Raw genomic sequence first — 11954 nt, forward strand, 5'->3', positions numbered from 1 at the left:
AGAATTACATGAACAAGAGTTGGCTGAAGCGAACGTCTTGGGAGGAAACATTCTGTGCTGTTCTACCACTTGTATGAAATGAACCATGCAGCGATGTCCCCTGTCCGGGCTGCAGCAGACATGACAAGATTGTGCTTTCAAAACCCGCTCAATCCCATGTCACACACGCAGGTTGGTCGCACGGTTGCTGCATCCTGTGAGATGCTTGAGCGCGTAACCCGTCGTTATGGCAAGCCGGAGTTTGAGCTCGACACCACTGTCGTGGATGGCAAAGAAGTAGACATCACGGAAGAAATCATCTGGGCGAAACCATTTTGCGGCCTGTTGCACTTCAAGCGTGATTTACCTCAAAGCAGAAAAGACGATCCTAAAATTCTGATCGTCTCGCCCATGTCTGGCCATTACGCAACTCTTCTGCGTGGCACTGTTGAAGCCTTACTGCCAAATCTGGATGTTTACATCACGGACTGGGAAGACGCGCGACAGGTGCCTGTAGCTGATGGCCGTTTCGACCTGGACGATTACATCGAATACATCATGCAGATGCTGCATTATCTGGGACCAAATACGCACGTTCTGGCGGTTTGCCAGCCATCCGTTCCAGTTTATGCAGCCGTTGCCTTGATGGAAGAGAACGGAGACAAATGCGCTCCGGCGACTATGACGCTGATGGGTGGCCCAATTGACACCCGCGAAGCGCCAACCGCCGTGAATGATCTGGCCGTCGAAAAAGGTATCGACTGGTTCAAGCGCAATGTTGTCATGGAAGTTCCCTTCCCCCACAAAGGGTTCACGCGACAGGTTTATCCGGGCTTCCTCCAGCTTTCTGGCTTCATGAGCATGAATCTGGATCGGCATATGGTTGCCCACCGCGATTTCTTCCAGCATCTGATTGAGGGTGATGGTGACAGCGCTGAGAAGCACCGTGACTTCTATGATGAATATCTCGCTGTTATGGATCTGACCTCCGAATTCTATCTCCAGACCGTGGAAACCGTGTTCATCGAGCATTCGCTGCCAAAAGGCGAAATGATGCATCGTGGCAAGATGGTTGATCCGAAAAAGATCACCGGCACGGCGCTGTTTACCGTTGAAGGCGAAAACGACGACATTTCTGGTGTTGGCCAAACCCAAGCGGCTCAAAAACTGGCTGAAAACATCCCATCCAGGCGCCGGTTGCACTACATCCAGCCGGGTGTAGGCCACTACGGTGTGTTTAACGGTTCAAAGTATCGTTCTGAAATCGCGCCACGTATCGTCAAGTTCATTCAGGATAATCCAAGAAACGTGCGCGCGGAGCAAGTTTCCAAACGTGCAGCGAAAAAGACCCTGCGTGAAAACACCTCTGAGAAAATTGCGGGTGACCCACTACGCGAAATCCTGCTTGCTGAGCCAAAAGGTGCTGCAGATGACCTGCAGTTGATCAGCGGTGTTGGACCTAAACTAGAGCGGGCTTTGAACGGCGCAGGTATCTTCCACTACTGGCAAATTGCAAATCTGACAGAACATCAGGCCGCGGCGCTGGACGATCGTTTGGATATTCGCGGACGCATGGTTCGGGATAATTGGGTTGAGCAGGCACGCCGTCTCAATGAAACAGTGCATTCCAACTGAACGTAAGTGAAGATAACTCATCGTCTAATAAAATTTCATTCTATCTCTTGAAAGTAAAATAAAATCATCCCATCTCAAGCTTGTTGATTTGAGAAAGGGGTGATTTTAATGAATGTAAATGCAATAAAACCCTCCTGGAATCCTCTAAGTATTGCACTTATGGTTCTTGGATTCGTAATTTTCTGGCCTCTTGGCCTTGCTATGCTTGCCTACATCTTATGGGGCGACAACTTTAATGGCTGGAAGCGTGAAGCTAAATGCCAGTGGAATCGTAGCAACTTGAAAAATACGATGGACAATATGCAAAATGCGACCCGCAGCGGTAATGCTGCATTTGACGACTACCGTGAAAAAGAGCTGACCCGCTTGGAAGAAGAGCGCAGAAAGCTTGATAGCATGCGTCAGGAATTCGATGATTACATGAACGACCTGCGTCGGGCTAAAGATCAGGAAGAATTCGACCGCTTCATGAGAAACCGCCACAACCGTCCAGGCGAGCCATCTGCTGGTGAAGCAATCTAGTGGTTCTCAAAGGTTCATAACAAGCATCTGGTGCTCTGCTTTCGCAGGGCACCCTTTTGTGCGTTGAGGCTTACTCGCAAAGCAACACACGCGCTAAAGTAATTCGCACTGGTCGACTTTCAAATCGCCCCTTTCTCTGCAATAACGAGAGCGACCAGTGCAATTTTTGAGGTGATATGGGGTTCTTTGCGACAAAGGTTTTGCCGGAGTTTATTGAGGTGGATCTGGGGCATAAGCCTCTGCAAATCCGCCTGAAGCGTAACTCCAGAGCAAAGCGCTATATCCTCAGAATTCCCCCTGGAGACCCAACACCCGTCATCACTGTTCCTGCCCGTGGCAATTTGAAGACAGCCCAGGATTTCGCCAACCGGCAAGTCGAGTGGTTGAAGCAAAGACTGGGTTCTCGTCCGGATACCATCAAATTTGAAGAGGGTGCGCGCATCCCCATTAAAGGTGTCCTGCACACCTTGCGGTCTTCTGGCAAACTGCGTGGGCTTGCGAAGCTTGATCTCGAAGAAGAGACGGATGAACCGCTGTTGTTGCTGCCGGGCGAAACCCAAAGCTTTCATCGTAAAACCAAAGATTTTCTGCGCAAATCAGCCAAAGAAGCTCTTGAGGCACACGTACAACACTTCACAAAGAAGCTTGGACGCAACTATCATAGCATCACACTACGAGACACCAAGAGCCGTTGGGGATCCTGCTCGTATGATGGGAAACTATCGTTCTCCTGGCGCCTTGTGATGGCACCACCCGACATTCTGGAGTACGTAGCCGCTCACGAAGTTGCTCACTTGGTGAAACTGGATCATTCACCAGAGTTCTGGCGTGTTTGTGAGCAGTTAGCACCCCACACAAATCAAGCCCAACGCTGGCTCAAAGAGCACGGTTCTCAACTTCACCTTTTCGGACAGGAATAGCTAACCACCGCCAAACAACCTTCCAAGCAGGTCCAGAGGGCTTGTGCTGGTGTTGTTTTGCGGGCGCGGAGCTGTTGTTGCTTGAACAGCAGGCCTTGGTGGCTGAGGAGCTGCCACAAATGTTGGTTGACGACGCGTAGGCGCAGTGCCCGGTTTCAACAATGGTGATGTTTCGGCAAGATTAATCGGCACACCCGGCAGTCTGGCAATCGGGATACCCTGATGCTCTGTCTCCATCACCCATGCCCAGATTTCTGCTGGTAGTGTACCTCCACTCACCTTCTTCATCGGCTTGTTATTATCATTCCCAAGCCAAACCGCAGTGGTGAGTGAGTTTGTATAACCAATGAACCACGCATCTTTGTAGCCTTGCGTTGTACCGGTTTTGCCTCCCGCCGGTCGTCCAGCCAACAGCGCGCGTTTTCCTGTGCCTCCATAGACTGTTTGTGCCATCATAGTATTGATTTCACTCAGCTTATCTCCACGAACAACGCGTCCTGTACCATCACCGGAACGGCGATAAAGCACTTTGCCATGTTCATTTCGAATTTGCCGTACCACATGAGGAACGACACCATATCCGCCATTGGAGAAAGGCACATACGCAGCTGCAATTTCAAGCGGGGTGACCTCAGAAGTTCCAAGAGCGATGGACGGATTGGACTTCAGCGCGGATGTAATGCCCAGACGGCGCGCTGTACGCGCCACATTGGCCGGGCCAACCTCATGCGCCAACTTTGCTGCAACGGTGTTGATCGAAAATGCAAGCGCTTGTGTCAGTGTCACATCGCCGTAGTATCGCTTGGTGTAGTTCTTCGGCGTCCAACCCCTGTAGGTGACACGAGCATCCCTGCGGACAGTATTAGGGGTCATACCCCGTTCCAACGCAGCAAGATAAACAAACGGTTTGAAGGCAGATCCCGGCTGTCTGCGTGCATATACAGCGCGGTTGAACTGGCTTTTCCGATAATCAACACCACCAACCAGAGCACGGATTGCACCGCTGCGATTGAGCGTAACAACCGCGCCTTGAGTGACATTAAACTCTCGGCGAGACTCCGCAATTCGAGTGGTCAGCGCCGTTTCTGCCGCTTGCTGCATGTCCCAATCAATGGTGGTATCGACGATGATGTCCTCACCAATAGAGCCCACAAAGCCGGGTAGCAACTCCATCACATAATCAGCAACATAATTGCCACTGCTGCTGTTGTGGCTTGTAACCACGTGCGCTGGGTTGAATAATGCGTTCTTGGCGTCATCAGCGGTGATGAAGCCAGCCTTATGCATTGATGCGATCACCACCTGCGCACGACCCTCTGCAAGAGCGGCATTGCGTGTGGGGGCATACTTACTAGGTGCTTTCAGAAGTCCTGCAATGGTTGCCGCTTCAGCAAGGTTGATGAGATGAGCGGATTTACCAAAATAAACTCGCGACGCGGCATCAACACCATATGCCCCTGCGCCGAGATAGACCCGGTTAAGGTACATCTCCAGAATTTCGTCCTTGCTGTAATTCCACTCCAACCACAGTGCCATCACCACTTCTTGCATCTTACGTCGCATGGTGCGCTCAGGTTTTAGGAACAGGTTTTTCGCCAGCTGCTGTGTGAGTGTTGATCCGCCCTGCACAGTTCGCCCGCTGGTGTAGTTGACAAATGCAGCGCGGGCGAGACCGATTGGATCGATGCCGAAATGATATCTGAACCGCCTGTCTTCGATAGCCATCACAGCTTCAGGCAGATACGTAGGTAACTGCTCCAAACGGACGGCCTCTCCGCCGGTATCCCCACGATTGGCGATCAAAGTGCCGTTTGCTGAAACGATGCGCACGTTAGGTGGACGTTGCGGAACAGCCCACTCCGAAGCTGGTGGCAAATGCGCAGCGTAATAGGTGAGAATTCCGCCAACAACGACGATCCCCCAAATGCCAAGTACGACGCTCCAATACATGGAAAAGCGAAAGGACTTCCACAAGAACCGCCGAAACTTGCTTTGGCTCTTTGGCTTGCCAGAAGAGGTCGCTGCATCAAGAGCTGCCAGTGTCTGTTGACGTGCCTTGCGGCTAGGTTTTTTGGCAGGCTTCTTGACTGGCATTCCTTGCGCAGGTCTGGGACGCTGAGGAGCAGGTTTTCTGGCCTGTGCCGTTGGGTTTTGCGGTGAAGAGCGTTGCCCTGATGATGATTGCTTGCTTGGAGCGTTGGCTTTGCTCGGACGGCGAATATAATCTTCGACCTCGTCCGGACGCAATGCGACGCCTTGTAAGCGTGGGCGTTGAGGTTGTGCTGGGCGTTTTGAGCGCTGTCCTTCAGGATGTTGAGGCGGCCTGCCGGAAGGGCGTTGCCCGGGGCGCACTGGCCTCCGTTTTTTGCCATTTCCATTTTGGCCTGTCGCCATAACTTTAAAACACCCCAGTACCAATCACTCAAATTTTGGGCAAATATTGCCATGAAAGATTGAGCAAGCCTGAACAAACTCAGGCTGCTGACCGCTTGGGAGGGAGGTCGCAACCTGGATACAAAACACGAACGATTTTAGGGAAACACGCTTAATTGTGCGTTAAGCTATTGAGGTGAATTGCGCGCAGTTGGCCGGGAAATGCCACAAATATGCAGAGATGTTAGCGCTTCTACGCAAATAAAAAAGGGCGGAAACCCGCCCTCTCCATTTTGAAACATTGATAGCTTTGTGATCAGCTGGAATACCGGCTGGCATCTTGGCCATAGTAATTCACATAGCGTGAGTTCAGCTTGGACACTGGCATGATGATCAAAACATCAGTGGTGCCGAACTGGTGATCAACAACTGCTCCGTTACCGATATAGGCGCCAAGGCGTAAATATCCTTTAATCAGCGGTGGCAGAGAACGCAGCGCAGCGCGTTGATCCACCTGATCTTTCGCAATGCGGTTCATTTCTACATACTGGTCCGGCAGCGCTGATACGTGCCATTCTTCTGGTGCACTAGCAAAATGATGCAGGAAGGAAAGCTGCTCAGCAAGAAGATCAGGATCAGTACCTTCGATAGAGGCACAGCCAATCATTACATCTACATTGTGCGTCAGCACATAAGACCAGATGCCATGCCATAGCAATTCTACGGTCTTCTTGGTGCGATAAGGTTTCAAAACACAAGAACGACCGAGTTCCATGAAATTCAGATCACTGTGGCGATCCAGAATCCCTTGAATATCAAACTCACCTGCTGTGTAGAAACCGCCATTGAGCTGTGCAAGTTCCTGACGGAGCAATCGGTATGTGCCTACAATCTGCGGCTTGAGTTTGGAAAATGGTTTGTTGCGAACCTGACTGTTGTGATCAACGACCAATAGATGATCACAAATCTCGTCATAACTGTCGCGATCAAGACGCGATAACTGCGTTTGTGCATCTGCAATAGCGGACATCTCTTCGTAAAACACTTCGTAGCGTAAACGCTGAGATTGCTTGAGTTCTTTGGCTCCGTTGGAAAGACGAACCTCAAGTGGGCCGACCTTACCGAGGCTTTGTCCTGCCTCCGGCATTTTTCCAAGCATTGCCTGAGGGATCCACCGCGGCGCAGGTCGCCCTGACAACTTGCTCGGTGTAAACTTTTTTAGGACTTTCATCGGGGAGATATGTCCAGATCCAGCCATACTATTATTATCTCATATTGCTTAGGTGTTTATGAAACAATGCAATAATGAGAACGCCTTTCTGAATTTGCACCAATCGAGTCACCCATGTCAATTTTGGGTAGTCAATCTGTGATATAAGCCCATTTTAGGACAGTTGAGTGACATAACACCAACATTTACCCGCGTAACGACGCTCACATCTGCTAAACAATGCTGCGGTCGCGGTTAATCTGAGTATAACAACCGCCTCGTGATATTGAACAGGCTAAATATACCGAGCTATCCCTTAGCATAGCGTTTTAAAACAGCTTCGAGATCCTGCTTTTTTAGGGGTTTGCTTAAAAAACCGTCTGCTCCAGCATTAAGAGCCTCTTCTTTTGCATCTGGCATAACATCTGCTGAAACAACATAAATTGGCACTTTCGATGCAGATTTTTCTTCCCGGCCTCTAATTTTTGAGATGGCTTCAAGTCCATCCAGACCGGGCATGTGCAGATCCATGAGCACAATATCAAACGAGCCGCTGGCACAGAGCGAAACAGCCTTATGCCCATCCTCAGCAAGCGAGGATGTGTGGCCCAATTTGTCCAGTAGTGCCTGAACCAGCGTCCAGTTAATTGGATTGTCTTCGGCCACTAACACATTGAGATTTGTACTCTGGCCTTGTGGTGTAGATGCCACCTCTTCTTCTGCTATATCTTTGTCTACCTCGTCAGTCTGCAGTGAGCTGGGTGAGAGCACCCGAAGCAGTGAGCTGCGACGAACAGGACGGGTCAAGTAACCGGAGAACTCTCCAGTTTTGATGTCGGCAATTCGAGCTCGTTCCTGAGGTTTAATGAGGACAAAGATCTCCGGCGCACTCTCAGATTGCCGCCCATAGAAATTGCGAATGCGTTCTACATATTCTTCACCGACAAGCAAACGGTCAAATTGTATCGTAGGAGACAAACCTTCTAGTTCATCTGCTGCCAGAACCTTGGTGTGATTGTAACCGCTTGTGCTCAGCGTTTTATAGACGAGGTCGGCCTCAATCTGATTGCTGGTTATGATCGCGATACGATCATTATGTTCTTTTACAAAGTCCTCTGAAATCTCATCAACTGGCATCTCAAGAAGGAAAGTGGAGCCACAACCCAGCTGGCTTTGAACGGTGAGCGAACTTCCCATAAGTTCCGCGAGTCGTTTGGAAATTGCCAGGCCCAGGCCTGCTCCATCGAACTTGCGGTCTCGCCCATATTCACCCTGTTCAAATTCCCGGAAGATGCGAGCTGCTGTGACGTCATCCATGCCGGGGCCAGTATCTTGAACAGCGAACTCCAGCAAGTGGTGGCCTGTAGTATCCGTAGTGACTTGCAGGACTAAAGAAACACCGCCTTCTTCTGTAAATTTGATCGCGTTTCCAACTAGATTGTATAGGATTTGCTGCAACCGTGCCGGGTCACTCTGGATGGTATCTGGTACGGCTGGATTGATAAATGAACCAATCTGTAGCCCCTTTGCATGGGCTTTGGGAGAGAGCAGCTCCACAACGCGTTCCACTAACGGAGCAAGTTCAACATTGCCAGTCTCCAACTCCAGCTTTCCTGCTTCGATCTTGGAGTAATCAAGTACCTCATCAATGAGCATCAAAAGTGTGGAGCCTGAAGTTCTGATCGCATTAATGTAATTTTGCTGCTCTGCAGTGGTTGTCGTGTCATCCAACAAATCTGCCATGCCCAAGACACCGTTTAAAGGCGTGCGAATTTCGTGACTGACCATCGCGAGGAAGCGAGATTTTGCCTCGCTGGCATTTGCAGCATGATCGCGATCTTCCCGCAGTTTTTGCTCTGCTTGTCGCCTATCTGTGACATCCGTCAGGATCCACTGAATGATAGGAGCTCCACCGCTGCCATCACGAATGCTCAGGCGCAGGAGTGAATACCAGCGGGTGCCATGTTTTGTGCGCAAAGCAACGTCTTCGGTAGTCCCAGCAGCCCCTTCCTCAAGATCAGGAGTAAAGTCATCGGCATAAGGCAGATGAATAGCTCCTCCGATCTCAACTCCAAACCCAGCTGGAAAATTGCGTTTACCTGCATCATTGACTGACAGCACCACCCCATTGCTATCACAACGGATCACAATAGCGCCCAGCGCATCCAGAATGGAACGATGCCGATCATCCGCTTCACGTAATTGCCAGTCAGTATCGCTAGCTAATTCAGATGGGTCTTCAAGTTGCTCCACTTCACTCTGGATTTGAGCTGTCTTCCAACTTTGGGCGATAACATCACTTGCTGGAAACCGGCGAAACAAGACAGCGCCAGCCCCAAATGCAAGCAATACAACATAGAAACCTTGCAAGGATTGCCAATCGGTCAGCAGCAGCGCAATCAGCAAGCATATAACGCCCACAAAAATGGAGAGGCTCTTTAGAACAAAGGAGGATTTCTCGGTGATTTCGCTTTGCTTAATCAGAGACACGCGAGCCTGAGTAACAACATGGGTGCTCTCCTCAGTTTTCAGTCTCCGTTTCAACACAGCTTTTGCTCCACCCGAACTATTTCGGTAAATCAGTAAAATTCAATTGGTAGGATATACCAGATTATGCTGCGGCCAAATAGGCTGAAGAGCGTTTGAAGCTCAGGGCCTCGGCCAGGTGAATACGCTGAACGGACTCTGACCCGTCCATATCTGCGATTGTCCGTGATAGTTTCAAAACACGATGGTAGCCACGTGCAGAAAGACCAAATTGTATGGAGGCCTGTTCAATTAATTCCTTACTGCCTTGATCCAATGCAACAATTTGCTCGATAGTCCGCGCACTGGCATGTGCATTGACAGTGATATCTAACCCAAGAGAGGCATAGCGAGCTTGCTGTATTGCACGAGCGCGCCCTACACGTTGAGCAACCACCTGCGAACTCTCAGAAGTGCGCGGGCTGATCAGGTCTCTTGCAGAAACCGCGGGAACATGAAGTTGCAAATCCATCCGGTCCACGAAAGGCCCAGACACTCGCGACTGGTAAGAACTGGCGCATTTATCGCCTCGCCTGCAAGTATGTCCCGGTTCTCCTGCATATCCGCAACGACAAGGGTTCATCGCAGCAACCACTTGCACTATGGATGGATAGCTCACCCGATAATTGGCGCGAACAATCGTCGCCACACCGTTCTCAATAGGCTGCCTCAAGCTGTCCAGAACGGAGCTATCGAACTCTGGCAGTTCATCCAAAAAAAGCACACCATTGTGAGCCATGGACACTTCGCCAGGTCTGGCCTTTATGCCTCCGCCAACCAGTGAAGCCATGGATGCGGAGTGATGTGGTGCCCGGAAGGGGCGTTGATTGCTCAAAGCGCCATCTTCCAACTCTCCTGAAATGGAAGCGATCATGGATACTTCCAGCAGTTCGCGAGCTGAAAGTGGTGGCAATAGAGCGGGTAACCTGCTTGCGAGCAAGGTTTTTCCTGAGCCTGGAGGGCCGACCATCATCAGGTTATGAGAGCCTGCCGCAGCAATCTCTAGTGCCCGCTTCGCTGTTTCCTGACCTCGAATATCGGCAAGATCCAGTGAACTGGCAGCTTGTGGAGAGCTACGCGGTTCTGGGGCAGAAAGAGTAATATCACCTTTCAATGCGCGGTAGAGCTGAACCAGTGATCCCGCGGCCATAATCTTCAGGTTCTCATCCGCCCATGCCGCTTCAGAGCCGCAACTTTCCGGACAGATCAAACCTTTCTCGTTTGCAACAGCAGCGATTGCAGCTGGGAGGGCTCCGTTTACGTGTGAAATGCTGCCATCCAGTGAGAGCTCACCTAGAACGAGGAAACCTTCGACAGCTTCCGCAGGCAGTGCCCCCATCGCCACCAAGAGGCCAAGTGCAATAGGAAGGTCATAATGAGATCCCTCCTTTGGCAGGTCAGCCGGAGCCAGATTAACTGTCACACGTTTGGCGGGTAGCGCCAGGCCGGAGGCAATGAGAGCTGAACGAACCCGCTCTTTGCTCTCTGCAATTGCCTTGTCGGGCAGACCAACAAGAGTGAAATAGACGGATCCGGGGCTAATCTGGACCTGCACGTCAACATTTGCAGCGTCGACACCTTGAAAGGAAACGGTAGAGATGCGAGCAAACACCTGACACTCCTGCGGCCACAATTAATCATCATTGTAGTAATTAAGCAGGAACGAATGAGAAACACACAAGCCTTGAATACTCAGAAATACGAAAGCTCCCATAAGAAGCTCTACCTGAATTCTCGGAGTTCATGATGAAAAAGAAAAGCCCTGTTGAAGAACAGGGCTTTTGCTACTTTTTAGGCTTCCAGCTTTTTCTCAAGCACATCCCAGACCATGCCGGCCACATCTGGCCCACCCAGCTTCTGGATCGCTCGAATGCCAGTTGGGGCAGTCACGTTGATTTCAGTGAGGTTTCCGTCAATCACATCGATTCCAACGAGAATGAGCCCCTGCTCTTTCAGCGTCGGCCCAAGGCGTGCGCAAATCTCTCTTTCGCGCTCGGTCAGGTCACTGTCTTTTGGAGATCCGCCACGCACCATGTTGGAGCGTAAGTCACCTTCTGCAGGCACACGGTTCACTGCACCAGCAAACTCACCATCAACCAGGAGAATGCGCTTATCACCGTGCTTCACATTCGGCAGAAACTTCTGAATGACCCAAGGCTCGCGGAACGTGACGGAGAAGAAGTCGTAAAGTGACCCATAGTTCAGGTCATCTTTGGTCACGCGGAAAACAGCAGCTCCACCATGTCCAAACAGCGGCTTCATCACGATGTCGCTATGGATGTTGCGGAACTCATCAATCTCCTCGCGATCATGAGTGATCAGCGTTGGCGGCATCAGGTCTGCAAACTGGGTCACAAACAGTTTCTCTGGTGCATTACGCACAGAGACTGGATTGTTCAGAACGAGCGTTGTCTCGGAAAGCTTTTCGAGAATGTGGGTCGCAGCGATGTAAGCCAGATCAAATGGAGGATCCTGGCGCATCAGAACGACGTCCATTTCAGACATGTCAACGCGCTGCGGTTCACCAAAACTGAAGTGATTGCCTGCTTCGTCGCGCACGGTTACCGGCTCAACGCGGCACATAACCTTTTCACCCCACAGCGCCAGACGCTCTGGTGTGTAGTGATACAGTTCATAACCACGATCCTGCGCTTCTAGCATCAGAGCAAAAGCACTGTCGCCCGCAATGTTGATGGTAGAGATATGGTCCATCTGTACGGCGACTTTAAGCGGCCGCTTGGCACCAGAAGAAGCTGCTTGGGACATGAGGCACTCCTGAAATAACGCTG

8 protein-coding genes are annotated in these 11954 nt (G+C 50.8%); 3 read left to right on the forward strand and 5 right to left on the reverse strand.

Annotated features, from left to right (window positions below):
- Positions 1-54: 54 nt before the first annotated feature.
- From phaZ to PsAD46_RS01805, 3 genes are all read left to right on the forward strand, one after another.
- Positions 55-1614 (forward strand): polyhydroxyalkanoate depolymerase, encoded by a 1560-nt coding sequence (gene phaZ / locus PsAD46_RS01795; RefSeq protein ID WP_082831057.1) that lies wholly within the window; start codon positions 55-57, stop codon positions 1612-1614.
- Between the two features lie 108 nt (positions 1615-1722).
- On the forward strand, positions 1723-2136 hold the full coding sequence (locus PsAD46_RS01800) for a DUF2852 domain-containing protein (RefSeq protein WP_063303343.1): 414 nt from the start codon (positions 1723-1725) through the stop codon (positions 2134-2136).
- A gap of 176 nt (positions 2137-2312) precedes the next feature.
- Positions 2313-3056, forward strand: a complete 744-nt coding sequence (locus tag PsAD46_RS01805; protein WP_063303342.1) for a SprT family zinc-dependent metalloprotease — start codon at positions 2313-2315, stop codon at positions 3054-3056.
- Here the strand turns inward: PsAD46_RS01805 and PsAD46_RS01810 are convergent, their stop codons facing one another.
- The 5 genes from PsAD46_RS01810 to gshB all read right to left on the reverse strand — a co-directional run bounded on the left by PsAD46_RS01810 (position 3057) and on the right by gshB (position 11931).
- Complete coding sequence (locus PsAD46_RS01810) at positions 3057-5450, reverse strand: PBP1A family penicillin-binding protein (protein ID WP_244273165.1); 2394 nt, start codon at positions 5448-5450, stop codon at positions 3057-3059.
- Positions 5451-5745: 295 nt separating this feature from the next.
- Complete coding sequence (locus tag PsAD46_RS01820) at positions 5746-6588, reverse strand: GNAT family N-acyltransferase (protein ID WP_108818558.1); 843 nt, start codon at positions 6586-6588, stop codon at positions 5746-5748.
- A 360-nt stretch (positions 6589-6948) separates the two neighbouring features.
- Complete coding sequence (locus tag PsAD46_RS01825; RefSeq protein ID WP_208981625.1) at positions 6949-9186, reverse strand: PAS domain-containing hybrid sensor histidine kinase/response regulator; 2238 nt, start codon at positions 9184-9186, stop codon at positions 6949-6951.
- A 64-nt stretch (positions 9187-9250) separates the two neighbouring features.
- Positions 9251-10777 (reverse strand): YifB family Mg chelatase-like AAA ATPase, encoded by a 1527-nt coding sequence (locus PsAD46_RS01830; protein ID WP_063306021.1) that lies wholly within the window; start codon positions 10775-10777, stop codon positions 9251-9253.
- A gap of 179 nt (positions 10778-10956) precedes the next feature.
- Complete coding sequence (gshB, locus tag PsAD46_RS01835) at positions 10957-11931, reverse strand: glutathione synthase (RefSeq protein ID WP_084404307.1); 975 nt, start codon at positions 11929-11931, stop codon at positions 10957-10959.
- Positions 11932-11954: the final 23 nt, after the last annotated feature.

The sequence above is a fragment of the Pseudovibrio sp. Ad46 genome, assembly GCF_001623065.1.
Taxonomy (GTDB): domain Bacteria; phylum Pseudomonadota; class Alphaproteobacteria; order Rhizobiales; family Stappiaceae; genus Pseudovibrio.

What these genes read in the sequence shown, in the direction of transcription:
- PsAD46_RS01805 (WP_063303342.1), top strand. Translation starts at nt 2,313, where the DNA reads ATGGGGTTCTTTGCGACAAAGGTTTTGCCGGAGTTTATTGAGGTGGAT.
- PsAD46_RS01820 (WP_108818558.1), bottom strand. Translation starts at nt 6,588, where the DNA reads ATGCTTGGAAAAATGCCGGAGGCAGGACAAAGCCTCGGTAAGGTCGGC.
- gshB (WP_084404307.1), bottom strand. Translation starts at nt 11,931, where the DNA reads ATGTCCCAAGCAGCTTCTTCTGGTGCCAAGCGGCCGCTTAAAGTCGCC.
- PsAD46_RS01810 (WP_244273165.1), bottom strand. Translation starts at nt 5,450, where the DNA reads ATGGCGACAGGCCAAAATGGAAATGGCAAAAAACGGAGGCCAGTGCGC.
- PsAD46_RS01800 (WP_063303343.1), top strand. Translation starts at nt 1,723, where the DNA reads ATGAATGTAAATGCAATAAAACCCTCCTGGAATCCTCTAAGTATTGCA.